This is a genomic window from Desulfovibrio sp. ZJ369, from assembly GCF_011039085.1.
Lineage (GTDB): Bacteria > Desulfobacterota > Desulfovibrionia > Desulfovibrionales > Desulfovibrionaceae > Desulfovibrio.
Genome location: NZ_JAAKEI010000002.1, coordinates 86,534 through 100,592, shown reverse-complemented (window position 1 = coordinate 100,592; position 14,059 = coordinate 86,534). Strand labels below are relative to the sequence as shown.

General features: G+C 63.5%; 14 protein-coding genes. 2 read left to right on the top strand and 12 right to left on the bottom strand.

What is annotated here, in order from left to right; translation table 11 throughout:
• Positions 1-125 precede the first annotated feature (125 nt).
• The 10 genes from G7Y51_RS01085 to G7Y51_RS01040 form a co-directional block, all read right to left on the bottom strand.
• Positions 126-1,223 (bottom strand): RNA pseudouridine synthase, encoded by a 1,098-nt coding sequence (locus G7Y51_RS01085; protein WP_165174572.1) that lies wholly within the window; start codon positions 1,221-1,223, stop codon positions 126-128.
• Positions 1,224-2,426, bottom strand: coding sequence for a GAK system CofD-like protein (locus G7Y51_RS01080; RefSeq protein WP_165174571.1), 1,203 nt, complete (start codon positions 2,424-2,426; stop codon positions 1,224-1,226).
• The gene (locus G7Y51_RS01075) at positions 2,423-3,049 is read right to left on the bottom strand and encodes a 3'-5' exonuclease (RefSeq protein ID WP_165174570.1); all 627 of its coding nucleotides are present in this window, start codon (positions 3,047-3,049) and stop codon (positions 2,423-2,425) included. The genes G7Y51_RS01080 and G7Y51_RS01075 overlap by 4 nt, the downstream gene beginning before the upstream one ends.
• Before the next feature lie 65 nt (positions 3,050-3,114).
• Complete coding sequence (mnmE, locus tag G7Y51_RS01070) at positions 3,115-4,530, bottom strand: tRNA uridine-5-carboxymethylaminomethyl(34) synthesis GTPase MnmE (RefSeq protein ID WP_165174569.1); 1,416 nt, start codon at positions 4,528-4,530, stop codon at positions 3,115-3,117.
• Positions 4,531-4,690: 160 nt separating this feature from the next.
• A complete protein-coding gene (gene jag, locus G7Y51_RS01065; protein WP_165174568.1) occupies positions 4,691-5,872 on the bottom strand; it encodes an RNA-binding cell elongation regulator Jag/EloR in 1,182 nt (393 codons plus the stop codon).
• A 282-nt stretch (positions 5,873-6,154) separates the two neighbouring features.
• Complete coding sequence (gene yidC / locus G7Y51_RS01060) at positions 6,155-7,813, bottom strand: membrane protein insertase YidC (RefSeq protein WP_165174567.1); 1,659 nt, start codon at positions 7,811-7,813, stop codon at positions 6,155-6,157.
• A gap of 8 nt (positions 7,814-7,821) precedes the next feature.
• Positions 7,822-8,085, bottom strand: coding sequence for a membrane protein insertion efficiency factor YidD (gene yidD, locus G7Y51_RS01055; protein WP_165174604.1), 264 nt, complete (start codon positions 8,083-8,085; stop codon positions 7,822-7,824).
• Entirely contained in the window at positions 8,085-8,477 is a 393-nt protein-coding gene (gene rnpA, locus G7Y51_RS01050; RefSeq protein ID WP_165174603.1) for a ribonuclease P protein component, read from the bottom strand. Before rnpA ends, yidD begins: the two co-directional genes overlap by 1 nt.
• Before the next feature lie 46 nt (positions 8,478-8,523).
• Positions 8,524-8,658: a 50S ribosomal protein L34 gene (rpmH, locus tag G7Y51_RS01045; RefSeq protein ID WP_165064844.1), complete on the bottom strand. Its 135-nt coding sequence runs from the start codon at positions 8,656-8,658 to the stop codon at positions 8,524-8,526.
• 618 nt (positions 8,659-9,276) lie between these two features.
• Positions 9,277-9,960: a hypothetical protein gene (locus G7Y51_RS01040; RefSeq protein ID WP_165174566.1), complete on the bottom strand. Its 684-nt coding sequence runs from the start codon at positions 9,958-9,960 to the stop codon at positions 9,277-9,279.
• 175 nt (positions 9,961-10,135) lie between these two features.
• Here G7Y51_RS01040 and thrB point away from each other — a divergent pair, with 175 nt between their 5' ends.
• A complete protein-coding gene (gene thrB, locus G7Y51_RS01035) occupies positions 10,136-10,693 on the top strand; it encodes a homoserine kinase (RefSeq protein WP_165174565.1) in 558 nt (185 codons plus the stop codon).
• A 374-nt stretch (positions 10,694-11,067) separates the two neighbouring features.
• Positions 11,068-11,508 (top strand): helix-turn-helix domain-containing protein, encoded by a 441-nt coding sequence (locus G7Y51_RS01030; protein ID WP_165174564.1) that lies wholly within the window; start codon positions 11,068-11,070, stop codon positions 11,506-11,508.
• A gap of 520 nt (positions 11,509-12,028) precedes the next feature.
• Here G7Y51_RS01030 and G7Y51_RS01025 read toward each other — a convergent pair.
• Both G7Y51_RS01025 and G7Y51_RS01020 read right to left on the bottom strand, forming a co-directional pair.
• Positions 12,029-12,589, bottom strand: coding sequence for a translation initiation factor 2 (locus G7Y51_RS01025; protein WP_165174563.1), 561 nt, complete (start codon positions 12,587-12,589; stop codon positions 12,029-12,031).
• A gap of 76 nt (positions 12,590-12,665) precedes the next feature.
• On the bottom strand, positions 12,666-13,661 hold the full coding sequence (locus tag G7Y51_RS01020) for an OmpA family protein (protein ID WP_165174562.1): 996 nt from the start codon (positions 13,659-13,661) through the stop codon (positions 12,666-12,668).
• Between the last annotated feature and the right edge of the window lie 398 nt (positions 13,662-14,059).

Sequence of the window (14,059 nt, the reverse complement as noted above, 5' to 3'; positions counted from 1 at the left end):
CTCTCCTGGTAGACGTGAGTTCCGTAACACCTGTTCTGTGCCCGACGCCCGGCGAAACGGCACATTAAGGACGGGCGGCGCGCCCCAGTATTATGCTGCCCCCTGCGCGCCGCGGCGGGCCGTTCTCAGAGCAGCGCCGGCCCGGACCCGCGCTTCAGTATACCGCAACACGTCGAGCTTTCAAGCCATTTTCTGGCTACCCCGGCAACCGGCGCGGGCAAGGCCCAGGCAGGCATGAGCAGGCACGCCGCGTCGGGCAGCCGCAATGCGCCGTGGTGCAGAAAAAAAAACGCGCCGGCATGCGCGGCGATCTTCGGCCCGGAATCGCCCCCCTGCCCCGCGCCATACAAGGCGTCTCCCCACAACGGATAGCCCAGGGCCGCCGCATGCGCGCGGATCTGGTGGCGCGCGCCGCGCCGGATGCGGCAGGCGGCCAGGGTCAGGCCCCGCACTGTGTCCGCAGCAGGCGCTGGACCGGCAGCGCCGCTTTGCAGACCCGCGAGCAGATGTGCCGCTTCCACGCCCTGCCAGCAGTGCAGGGGCCAAAATTCAGTCCAACGCAGCTTGTCGCCCGCATCCGCGCGCACGCGGGTCTTGCGGCGGCCGTCCGTGCCCAGGGCCTGCCGCGCCGTGAGCGGGCCGGGTACAATCCCATCCAGCAGGGCCAGATACCATTTTTCGCAGTGGCCCGCCGCCTCTGCCCGCCGAAAGGCTTTGGCCGCATCCTCGCTCAGGGCCGCGCAGACGATGCCCGAAGTGCCGTAATCCAGACGTTGCAAAAGGCGGGCGGCCGCGGCCTGTCCGGGCAGAAGCCGGGGCAGATGCGCCTCCAGGCTCGGCTGGCGGCTCCCGGCCAGGGCCACGCTGTGCAGCAGGGCGGGTTTGTACAAAAAGCAATACTCGCCCTGCCGGGCCAGGAGCCGGGGCAAATCCGCGGGAAAAGCCCCGGACCCGGCACGGCGATCTTCCGCAGCATCCTGCGAGCGATCCGCTGGTGCCGCGCCGCTGTCCCCGGCCGTTTTCGCCGGCTCGTCGAGGAAAAGAATTTCATCATCGGCACGCAGGCGGCAGGACGCCGGGCGGCATCGCCCGTTGATCAGAACCCGCCCTTGCGCAATGCAGCGCCTGCGGCCGCGCAGTCCCATATCCGGCAAGAGAACGGCCAGAGCATGATCCAGGCGCTGCCCGGCCAGAGCCCCGGAAACCCGGCAACGCCGCTCCATTTATGCCGCGGGCGCGCCCGGCGCGCTCCCCTCCCGCGCGAGGCGCAGCAGGGCTCTGGCTGTAGGTTCCGGATCGTGGCGCTGGGGGTCGTCGCCGCGCACCATTTCCCGATCCACAAGGCGCAGGCCGCGCCGCTCCAGGCCGCGGACAACTTCCGCTGAAAGACCGCCTTCATACCTGCCGTGGCGACTGTCCACCAGCACATACTGCAGGAGCTCCTCGGTGCGGGCCTGGGGCGCGTCTTCCCGCAGATGGCGCAAAAGCATGTCCACCTGTCCGGTCAGGGAAAGGCCGCGCAGTTCCGCGTCACGCCCGGAATTAGGAATAAAAATCTTGGGGCAGGCAGCGGCGGCCACGGTGCGCCCCACGCCCTGCGGCAGCAGGTTGGCCAGCACGCTTGTATAAAAGCTGCCCATGGGGTAGCAGATGGCCCCGGCAGAACTCAGGTACGCGGCCGCAGCCCCGGCCAGGGGCGGGCGGCAGGGCGTCTGCGGGCAGACCGCCGGGCCCGCGCCGGCCGGGCGGCCGGGTCGTTCCGGCTCATGCACCGTGAGAAAAAGGCGGCGCACCGGCTGGCTCAGATTTTTGAAGCGATGCTGGCCCACAAGGCGCGAGCCGTCGGCCAGCTCGGCGGCCAGATGCAGGCTTTCGCCCACAATGGGCAAGACCACGCCGCGCGTCTGCAAAAGACGGCTGAAAAAGGCCAGCACCGGGCCGAAATCGCGCTTGTGGCGCAAATAGCCTCCGGCCAGAACCAGATTGCCCAGGCTGGCCTGGCAGGGATCGAAATCTTCGGGCATGCGCTCCAGAAAAAAAAGCAGGTGCAGGCGCAACGCGTCCGCAAAGACGCCAGGCATGGAAGCCCAGAGGGCATGGCCTTCGCTGCCGAGTTCCCGCAACTCCTGGCGCAGAACCCGGCGGTCTCCCGTGCATGGCAATCGACGGGCGCAGAATGCAAGCACGCTTTGCGGCACCAGAGCACTGTCGGCCAGGGCCAGCAGACGGTTGCGCATATCCCCCACCGCGGGCATGGCAAATGCCCGGCGCAGGGCAGCCGAGCTGCCGCCGGAATCAAAGGGCGTGACCAAATGTACGGAATTGTGGGTATGACGCGTCAACTCGCGGCTCAGATCGCGCAGAGCCGTGCCGCCGGTAAAAAAAACCAGCCGGGGGCCCAGGGCCGGAACATGCTCCCCGCTCACCTGCCGCTCTCCGTCAGCGGGGCGGCCCGGCCCGTGAGACCCAGCTCGCGCATGCGCAAAAATATCTGCCGCCCGATCCAGGCGTCGGTGGCCGCATAGGCGATCTGACGCTGACTGAGTTCCAGAAGGCTCCAGTTGGAACACTGCGAGCCTTTGGAAATCCGCCAGCCGAACAAATTGGCCGCCAGCGTGCGCAAGCCCTGGCTGGGCAGCTTGTGCGCCCGGGCCACGCCGCCCAGATCCACCAGGCCGGCCGGTTTAAAATCATGCAGTCTGGCCAGCTCGCGCATGTCGTCATAAATCCCCACGCCCGCTTTAATCTGATCAGGATTGGCAAGGATCTCGACAAGATACGGCCCAAAGGGAAGCCAGGTAAGCTGGATCAGATAGACTGCCTGTTCCGTGGCCAGTTGGATCAGCGCGGGCGCATTGACCTTGCCCTTGCGGAACGTGGGGCGCGTTTCCGTGTCAAAACCCAGCGCGCGCTCGGCGCGCAGGTCGGGCAAGGCCCGCTTCCAGTCGTCCAGCACGCGGATCAGATGCACAGGGCCGTGGTAATGGCACAAGGGCATGGCGTTGATTTCTTCGCTGCTCAGGCGGCGGCGCAACTGATCCAGATCCATGAAAAGCTCTGCGATGCCGGATGTAATGATGCTTACAGCGTCCTTCCCTCAGGGAAGGGCAAAACCTATTTGCCGATGCAGAATTGGGCGAAGACCCCGTCCAGGACTTCCGCCGGGCTGGAAAGCCCGGTAACCTGGCCCAGCAGCGCAGCCGCGGCTTCGAGGCGCACGGCGCAGCAGTCGTAGGGCCGCTTGTCCCGCAGGTCGGCTGCCAGGGCCTCAAGCTCGACCAGAGCCTGCTCCAGGGCCAGGGCCTGCCGCGCGTTGGGCGCAAGGCCGTCGGATGCCGGTTGCTCCAGACTGCCAGCCAAAAGCAAACGGCGCAGGGCTGTGGCCAAAGCCTCCACGTTTTCGCCGGATTTGGCGCTTACGGCGCAGCAGGGCAGATCCCCGGCCCAGCGCGGCGGAAAGACCGCCGGAAGACAGAGATCGCACTTGTTCCAGGCCAGCAGCACAGGCGCTTCCCCGGCCAGTTCCAGCGCTTCCCGCGCAGCGGGTTCAGGGCAAACGCGAGCCTTTGCTCCTTCAGGGCCCAGGCGCGCGCCGTCCAGCACCAGAACAACCGCGTCGGCCTGGCGCAGTTTTTCCCGGCTCAAGGCCACGCCCAGCTCTTCCACGCTCTCCACGGCATTGCCCGCATCGTCCGTGGCGCGCAATCCGGCTGTGTCGGTCAGGCGCAGCGGCAGGCCGTCCAGAGTGCAGGCCTCCTCCAGAAAATCCCGGGTGGTGCCGGGAATCTCCGTGACCAGGGCCCGGTTACGGCCCAGCAGGGCATTCAGCAGGCTTGACTTGCCCGCATTCACCGCCCCGGCCAATACCACCAGGGCGCCCTGTTGCATGATCCGGGCTCTCTTCTGCCCCGCCAGCAACTGCCGGACAGCCAGAGCCACGCGGTTGACGGCCCGCGCAAAGGCATCAGGCGCAAGGCATTCCACTTCTTCCTCAGGAAAGTCCACTGCCAGACAGACTTGCCCGCGGAGGGCTTCCAACTCTTCGCGCAAGGCCAGCACCCTGCGGCCGAGCAGCCCGTCCAAACGGTTCAGACCGTACCGCAGCGCCTCGCGCGAAGGCGCGGCGATCAATTCGGCCACGGCTTCGGCCTGACTTAAATCCAGGCGACCGTTGCAAAAAGCCCGCCGGGAGAACTCGCCGCGCTGCGCCTGCCGCGCCCCCAGACGCAGCGCGTTTTCGAGCACGGCCTGCACCAGGAACGGGCCGCCGTGGCAATGGATTTCAGCCATATCCTCGCCGGTGAAGGTGCGTGGGCCGGGCATGAACACGGCCAGCACATCATCCAGGGCCTCGCCCTTGCAGTCAATCACCCGGCCCCGGTGCAACAGCCAGGGACGGAAATTCTCAAAACGCGGCGACAGGGGCAGGAACATGCGCGCCAGAAGATGCTTGGCCTGTGGGCCGGAAAGGCGCACAATGCCGATGCCCCCGGCTCCCGGCGGCGTGGCTATGGCGGCGATGGTGGGCATGGCTGCATCTGCTCCAGACTGTCTGCGCTCCGCGCTTTGAAAGCCTTTGGGCTGCGTTGTTCCAGGTTCAGAGGCCAGACGCCGCCCGCACCCGAAACGGCTGCCTCCGCCTTGCCCGCGTCTTTTCCGGCCGCGTCCCGGCAAAATCGTCTCCCGCTGCTCACGCCTTGCGGCGCATGATCACCACCCGCTTCATGGCTCCGTCGCCGGTGCTGCGCGTCTGTACGTCCTCGGCATCCTGCAGGCAAACATGCACAATGCGCCGATGATAGGAGCTCAAAGGCCGGGTGGAATAGGAGCGCCCGGATTGTCGCACCTTTTCGGCCAATGCCAGAGCCATCTCGCGCAGCTTTTCATCCTGGCGCTGCCGGTACTCGCCCGCATCCAACTGCACGCGCACCGCGGCGTTCATGCCGCGCGAAACCACGCGCGAAACCAAATACTGCAAGGCCGCCAGGGTCTGGCCCTCGCGCCCGATCAGCAGGCCGGAATCTTCACCGCACTCCACACAGACCTGTACTCTGCCGCCGCCCACGCTGATCGCAAGCTGCACTTCCGCCCCCACAATGGGCCGCACCAGTTCCCGCACGGCCTCGTTGACCAGGGCTTCCAGGCGGGCGGCATCCAATTGTTCAACCGGCGTGAACGGCAGCCCTTCGCCGGCTTCCTCCAGGTCTTCATCCAGGCCGTCAACAGCGGCTTCGCTCTTTTTGCGGCTTTCCTCCCGGCGGGCACGCGCCTGCCCTTCGCCGCTGGCACGGCCGCGGCCCCCACCGGCCCCGCGCCTCTGCTCAGGCCTGGTTTCGCTCCGGACCTCCTGCCGGGAGACGGCGGCCTGAGGCTCGCAGCTCTCGCTCGTGCCCTGGGATGCTCCTTGTTCGGGAGAAACGTCGGCAGGAATCCGTTCTTTTTCCGCTCCCACGGCCTCCCGGCATTCAGGGGGAGTCACGTCCTTGCGGGGCGCGGCCGGGCCGGAACGTCTGCCCGCGCCCGACGCGCCGGGCCCGCGGGAATTATCGCCGGCAGATTGCCGCCCTCCCTGCGAAGTCGGGGCATTTTTACGCCCCTGGCTCCTGCCGCCGCTTTTTTCACGGCCGCCTTCTTCCGTCCGGGCAGCGGGCTCTTCGCTTTTTTTCCCCAGAATGTTTTCCACGGTTTCGCGCAAGTGGGCGCGCCGGGCGCGGACCTTGGCCTTGCGCGCGCCCACTATGCCGAAAATGCCGGACTTGGCGTCCTGCAGGATTTCAATTTCAAGCTTTTCCCGCGCGGCATTGAAATAACCGCAGGCTTCCTCAATAGCGCTATCCAGGTTTTTGCCCTGGAATTCCTTGAACCCTTCCATACACAACCTCACTCACTGTAACGGCATGCCGGGAAGCGGCGGGCATGGCTTCACCCTGCCAGAGCGGTTTAGCTACTTTCATGAGCGAAACGCTCTGGCCCGGCGAACAGTACGGAGAAAGACAGCAGTGGGCTTGCACCGATATTTGTTCAAAAAAGCTGTCGATTCCCGTACGGCTCCGCTGTCGTCTGCGGGAACAGCCCTCCGGGCTGCCTGCGGTCGCTTCGGCAGAATCTGCGCCGCATCGGGTGCGGCGGTAAAGCACTGTACCGTTAAAATGCGCTAGCCTGCGGCCTGCGCGCCATGCCTGTTTTTCCGCATCATCAGCCATTGCTGGGCGATGGACAGGATGTTGTTGACCAGCCAGTAAAGCACCAGACCGGCCGGGAAGCCCAGAAAGAGCACCGTGAAAATCAGGGGCAGAAACATCATGATTTTCTGCTGGGTGGGATCTGTGGCGGGCGGGCTCATTCTCTGCTGCAAAAACATGGTCAGGCCCATGATGATCGGCGTGATATAAAACGGATCCTTGGCCGAAAGGTCAGCCAGCCAGAGCTTGTCGGTAAAGGGCAGATACATGATGAACGGCGCGTGCCTGAGCTCGATGGAGGTCAGCAGGGCCTGGTACAGGCCGAAAAAGACCGGCAGCTGGATCAGAATCGGCACGCAGCCGCTGGCCGGGTTCACGCCATAGGTCTTGTAGAGCGCCATGACCTCCTTGTTCATGAGCTCCTTGTTGTCCTTGTGTTTCTCCCGGATGGCGGTCATCAGGGGCTGGAGCTTCTTCATCTTTTCCATGGAAGCATAGCTCTTGGCCGTCAGCGGCCAGAAGACCGCCTTGATCAGAATGGTCAACAGGATGATCGCCACGCCCCAGTTGTGCACATACTTGTGGAAAAATTCCAGAAGCCAGAGCAGGCCCTTGGCAATAATGCTGAACATGCCCAAATCAATGCTTTTGGCCAACTGGTCGGAAACAGCAAGAAGTTGGGTGCGCTCCTTGGGGCCCAGCCAGTAGGAGACCGTCAGCTCTTTTTCCTGGCCCGGCGCAAGCATGCTCTCGGGCTCTTCCACAGCCGCGCGGTAGACGCTGTTCTGCAAACGGCCCTTGACCGTGACATTATTGATTTCACCCGGCAGCACGGCCGAGAGAAAATAGGTGCTCATGGCGCCGGCCCAGTAGATCCTGCCGGTGGCCTGCACGCCCGTGGTCTCCAGCGTCTTGGCCGAGGATTCTTCGGAAAGGCTGCCGTCATTATCCCAGGCCACGCGCATGGCGTCGTACTGGCCCCCGGCGGCGTTGCTGGCATCCGCGGCCACGGTATAGCTCACGCGCACGCTGCGGGGCTGGTCGCTCAGATTGGTGAGCCGGATCTTTTCCCGGATCAGATAGGAGTCCGCGCTGAAGATCAGCTCACGCACCACGCGCAGATTGTCCACCTGGCCTGTGAGGCGCAGCGCGCCCTGCTGCCCTGCGGTCAGGTTCAGAGCCTGCTCTTGCGTCTCCAGGGCCCATTGCCCCGTACTCCAGGAAGGCTGGCTGTTGATCACCAGCCCCAGGGGGGCCACGCCCGCGGACTGGGGATCCACCAGATTCACCAGCGTCGAATCCGGCGCAAGTCCGGTCTGGTATTTTTTGAGTTTGAAAGAACGCAACGTGCCCCCGCCCGTATAAACCACAGCCTCATAAAGAGGCGATTGCACCGTCAGGTCCCGGCCGGGCGAAGGCGTAAACGCGGGCAGGGGAGCGTTTTTTGCGGCCGCAGGCGGCTGAGCCGCTTCCCGCGCTCTGGCCGCCTCCTGAAGCGCGGCCTGCTGTTGGGCCAGCTCCTGCGGATCAGGGGTATGCACCCATCCCATATATTCGGCCAGGCGTCCCCAACCGAAAAGCACGATCAAACAAAGCGCAATGGCCAGAATCAGATTTTTACCGTCTTGCATAGGGGCGTTTACTCCTGAGACATGGGCGGGACGTTGCGGCGTCGCCGTGGGGGTGGAACAGGATCATAGCCCGACCCGCCCCACGGATGGCAGCGCGCCAGGCGCCTGAGCGCCAGCCAGCCGCCCCGCAGTACGCCGTGACGCAGGATGGCCTCCGCGGCGTAGGCGGAACAGGTGGGATAAAAGCGGCAGGCGGGAGGCAGCATGGGCGAGATGCAACGCTGATACACGCGTATGGGCAAAACGCAAAAAGAGCGCAGCAGCCTACGCATCATAATCCGCCTGAAAATGCACGCTTCGTTTGAGTGCGCGCCAACCGCCGCAGCAAGGGCAGAAGTTCGGCTGCCACGCGGGAAAGATCCAGCGCTGCCTTTCCGGCGTGTCGCTTGGCCACAGTCACAATATCGGTCTCCACGGGCAGAGCATCGGCATGCAGGCGAAAAAATTCCCGCAACAGCCGTTTCACGCGATTGCGAACCACCGCATTGCCCACCTTGCGGGAAACGGCCATGCCCATGCGCGCACAGACGCCGGGCTGCTCTCGCCAAAGCGCAAAAACGAGGAAATGCTCGGAATGATAACGCCGCCCGCGTTCATAGCAGGCTGTGAACTCCGCACGGCGGCGAATCCGGGCCTGCCGCCGCAGAGTCAGACGCGGGCGCATGGATGTTCCCGACATATGGGTGCAAAGGGGCACGACCCCGCCCGGCTCAGGCGCTCAGGCGTTTACGGCCCTTGGCGCGGCGGCGGCGCAGGATGGCCCGGCCGCCGGGGGTAGCCATGCGGGCGCGGAAACCGTGGGTGCGGGCTCTTCTGATCTTGCTGGGTTGATATGTTCTTTTCATGATTTTGCTCCTCTGAGAGTTAAAATCGCTCCGCACGACGCGTCTGCCCCGTCATGCAAGGCATGGCCTTGCAGGCAACGCCGCACGGCGCGACGCACGGCCGCTGTCGCATCTGCACGCCCTTGCGGGATACATCCGCCGCGTTCATAAGCCCTTCGGGCAAAGGGGCACGGCCCTGGCGGGCCGCCATTCGGTCGCGACAAGGCGTGGATGCAGCCGAGCAACGCATATAGCGGCTGAGCGAGCTAAAAAACACAACCTTTCAAAGGCAATCCGCTCTGCAACAGCGAGCATCGTCAGTCTGCGCGCTGTTGCGGGCGACGGCGCAACGCCGTAAAAAAAGCGGGCACATGGCGGCCTCACCGCCCGGCTATCACATCTGCGTCCCAAAACGCGCCGCATCCCGGAACATCGGCCGCTTGCCGGGGGCAAGCCCTCTCCTCACGCCACGCCATATGTGATAATGGAAAAAGCTACATACACGCCCTGTGTTCCTCCGTCAAGCGGCAGAGCAAGGCTCTTCGGGGCAGACGCATCTTCTGCGGCAGCCCTGTCAGTCGGCGTCGGCCGCGCGTTTCTTCCTCTCTGCTTCAGCGGCCGACGGCAAAGAACAGGCCGTCAGCGCGACGCGCCAGGCGCGCGCGGAGGAACAGGAGCAACCGGCATGATCGGCAACGGCACGGGTGGCGCCGTTGCAGGCGCCGCGCCTGTATACGGCGCGGCTGTCCCGGCTGATGCCGACGATGCCGCGGATGTGCTCCGGGGAGCAGCAGGCGTGCCGCGCGGGGCGGTCGCCTCCGTGGCTTTTTTTGCGGTTGCGGGAAGTTCTGCGCGGGGCGGCGTGAGCGACGTGCGCCCGGCATTGGCCGGAGCGGCAACCGTTTGGGTACTCCGGCTCACCTTGGGCCGTGACACGGGGCGGCGGCGACGGACGGGCACGGGCTGCACGGCTTTGACCGAGCCGGGCGGCAGCAGTTGCGGCACAGAAGCCGGATCCACGAAGCTCGCGCCGCCCATCCGGAGCTGGCGGGGGATCACCAATGTATTCCAATACAGTCGCGCGCCGCCGTCCTGAATCCAGGCCTGATCCAGATTGGCGCCGCCTGAGGGCAAAAACGCGGGCAGACGCGGCGGCAAGGGCGCATACGTTGCCGGCGTTTGCGGAACCACAGGACGGCTTGCCAGTGGCGCGGCGGGCAGGCCCGCATAGGGCCCGGACGGCAGAGAACGGGAATCCGCGGCTTTGACCGGCGCGCTCTGACAGAGGCTCAGAAGAAACGCCACGAAAAAAAAGATACGCATGGGAAACCACCTTTACAGTGATTATCGGCAGCGACCCGGAGAGCTTTAGAGCGTTTTGCTCATGAAAGCAGCAAAACGCTCTAAAAATGAATCCCTCGGAGGCCGGGCATTCTTGACAGCGCCGTCCGGCTTGGGCAGAGTCGCGATAATTGCCCCGCACGGCCAAGGAGAAAACATGCCTATGCCCGCACCTCTTGCCACACCGACTCTCCCGGCGCCCTGCATCGTGCTGATCGGCATGCCGGGCGCAGGCAAAACCACTGTGGGCGGCGCGTTGGCGCGCGAGCTGGGCTGGGCCTTTCTGGACAGCGATCATCTGATCGAGGCTGTGTACGGCGCGCGTCTTCAGGACATTACCGACGCGCTGAACAAGGAAGCATTTCTGGACGCGGAATGCGAAGTCATTTGCGCCATCAAGGCCAACAGGGTGGTGCTGGCCACCGGGGGCAGTGTGGTGTACCGGGAAGCGGCCATGCGCCATCTGGCCGGGCTCGGACCCATTGTACATCTGGATGTGCCGCTCGCCACTGTGGAAGAACGCGTGGCCCGCAACCCCCAGCGCGGTTTGGCCATTGCGCCGGGCCAGACCCTGGCCGACATTTTCCGGGAGCGGGAAGAACTCTACCGGGCCTGGGCGAACGTGCGCTGCGAGGCCCAGGCCAAAAATCCCTTTCAATGCGCCCGCTGGATCATTGACCATCTGCCGCCGGGCATCCCGGCTCAGGATGCCTGAGCCAGGCTCAGTAAATTCCTTTCCGTCTTAGAGCGGCTTGCTGATGAAAGTAGCTGAACGCTCTACTGCCGCGCCCCTGCACCGCGTCCCGGCCCTCGCGCCATGTGCGATGCAGGGGCGCGGCATTTGCGTTTTCCGGCAATTGCAGGCATAGTTCAGTCAGGTGCTCAGAACACCTTTATCCCATGGCGGAACCGCCGCCGACACACGCGGGGTTGCTCTTGCTCGACAAGGCAACCGTCTCTCAGCGCGTGCTGTCGGGAGTGCGGTGAATAGAATACCTCTTCGTAGGGAATAAACCCGCCGTCCATGGGCGGTTCTGAGCTCCCGGCAATTGCTTTCGGCAGTTGCCACCAGCAAGGCCGGAGAGTCATATGACCGAAGACGCGCTTCCTTACGGCGACATGCCGGATACTTCTTTTGCATCCCAATACAAGCGCATTTTTGAGGCAGCCGATTGCTGCACGCAGGCGCAGCTTGCCGCTGTGCTGGAAGTCCAGCGGTCTTCCGTTTCCGATGCTCTGCGCCGCAAAATCGTGCCGCGCACATGGCCGGAAAAACTTTTGCAGAAAAAAGGCGTCAATCCCGAATGGATACGCAGCGGAACAGGTCCGAAATATCTTGCGCCCGCAAGTCCCGCGGATGCCGTGCCCCCTGTGATCGGGATTGCGGATCTCAGACCTCTGGCTGCATGCCCGGCCCAGGAACTTTTCAACGAACTTGTGCGGCGGGCTTTGCAGTCCCTGGGTTTTGAGGCTCGACAAGACGAAAGCGCCCCAAGGGCACGCGTGAAAAAAAGCAAGCGCGACGCGTAAGCGTTTTCGTGTTGAAAAGGCGCTGACGCCGCAGAGCGCGCGCCGCCTTGCCGGGCCACTGCCTATGCTATGAACAACAACCGGCCCGACCGTTGCGCGCATCGGGGTAATCAGCGCACGGGAAAAGAAAATCCGCGTGCCACGTCTTGCGCAAAAGAAGCCTGCCGGAAAGCATTCCCGCAGGCTTCATGCAAACTCGCAACGCTACGCGTGCGTCTTTGAGAGCATATTGCTTTTGAAACGCTCGCTCCGGCGCGTAACGGCGCAAGTAAATTTCCTCTGCTGTCGTCATCCGTAAAGGCGGCAAAGCCGCCAACGGCTGACGGGCGGGCATGGTTTCGCCCTGCCAGAGCGTTTAGAGCAGCTTACCTTTGACTTTTTATGAAAGTCAAAGGTTGCATTCAGGCGAAAAACGCGCTTTTCGCCTGAATGTACGCCGCGTTGCGGCGGCTGCCGCTTTCGCGTCAGCAGAGCATTTTCAAAGCGAAAATGCTCTAGCTAATTTCATTAGCAAACAGCTCTAAAATTGCCAGGCCTTGCCGTCATAACGGATCAGCTCGTTAAGGCGACGCGCGCGGACTTGCTTGCAGGGCGCGGAGAGCGCAGCCTTCTTGCTGGGCCCGCGGCATTCATAAACTTTTTCCTGATAGCGGATAAAACCCACATACTGCCCCTTGGCGCCGGGGCGCAGTTCCGTGGTCACGTTGCTGGTGTCCACTTCCACATAGCTGGCCACATAGCCGCTGCCGTCCTTGCGCACTTCCTTGGCGGCCACGGAAGGCAGGACGGTTCTGGAAGCCTGGGCCGCCAATTTGTGCCCCACCTTATCCAGCTCGGCCCTGATTTCCGTTTCGGATTTTGCGCCTCTGGCCGCGCGGGGGGCTTTTTTCGCTTTGGCCTTGCTTTTGGCAGCGGGTTTGACCGGAACCGGAGCGGGTTCGGTCACGACTTCAGCGACAACCACCTCTTCCTGCGGCTGCGCGCTGGGGGTTTGGGCTTCAGCGGCGTCGCCGCCGTTAAACCAGGCGCAGCCGCTGGTCGCAAGCCCCAGGCTAAGAATACAAGCCAGAAAAATTCGCATGGGCATACCTCATAATGAACCAAAGCCGGGCAGCAGGAGCCGCCCGGCTTTTTCGCTTTTTCTCTACACTCGCCGCTTACTCGAAGGAAATTTCGGTGCGGCGGTTCATGTAGCGACCTTCCTCGGTCTTGTTGTCGTACTTGTAGGACTTGCCGCGGCCGATGGCGGTCATCCGGCTGGCCGGGATGCCCTGCTTCTCAAGATAGAGCTTCACGGCGTTGGCGCGATTCTGCGAAAGCACCTTGTTATACGCGTCGCTGCCGATCCAGTCGGTCCAGCCGTTAAGGAGCACCTGCTTGTTGGGGTTGGCCTTGATCAACTGGGCGGCTTCGTTCAGGATGCCCATGGCCTTGCTGTCAAGAGCATAGGAATCAAAAGCAAAGTGCACGCCGCGCAGCACGATCACCTCTTCGTCCTGGCAGAACACGGCCAGCACAAAGCGTTCCACGGCCGTGTCGCTGGAGGCCAGCTCTTCGCCGGGCACCACCACGGTGTTGGGATTCATGGCGGCGATCTGCCGGATCACGTTGGCGCCGTGTTCGGTGTCGGCAAAAGAGATGATGTGGATCACCAGGTTGCGCTGGCTGGCATAGAGCTGACGGGCCACGTCCACAAGGTTGACGCCGCGGTTGTTGTCGCCGTCGGTGACCAGGATCAGGGCCGCGTCGCGCTGCATGCTGGAAAGGAAGGGTTCATACGCCTGCAGGCCGTCGCCCATGGCGGTCATGCGGCCGAAGATCTGGAAACCGGAGCGCAGCTTGTCGATGCCCAGGCTCATGGCGGCGCGATCCCAGGGACCCTGAGGAATAATCACGCCGTTGGGCGAAATGGTGTGCAGGCCGCCCTTGAAATCAAGAGCGGGAATGGCGTCGTTGACGCGTTGCAGCACCTTTTTGGCCACAATGATCTTATCCTGCTTGAGTTGCTTGTTTTGCATCATCATGGAACCGGAATAGTCCACGACAAAGTCAAAGCTTTCTATTTTTTTGTTGCATGCCGGAGCGGCCACTGCCGCCACGGCGTAGCTCAATACAAGAGCAGCTGCAAGGATGAGAAGTCTAAAGGATTTCATAATGCCTCCCAAAACGTTGTTTGTGTCGAATTACCGTCAACATACAGTAAATCGCGGTGTTGCCCGCCAAAGTACCGGCTCTCTGTCGCGCCCTTCAGGGCATGGAGGCGGCAACTGGTTTTTCCATACCCGGCTTTACGAAAAACCGCAAGTGATAATTGGGAAATGAGCTCGCAGCGCGCATTGGCGCGGTCTGGGCAAGCCCGGCATGAACATTGGCAAACCTTTGCGGCTCGCCGCTTCTCTGCGCTGCGCTGGACAGCGCGGCCCGGCTCAGGCATACTTTTTTTGCAGATGGCAGAAACTGCGGCGCACGCCATCGTGGCCCTGCACCTGGGCGCTGCCGCCTGCGGGCCGTCACGCAGCGCCCGCAAGGCAGATCCGCCGACGGCGCATTT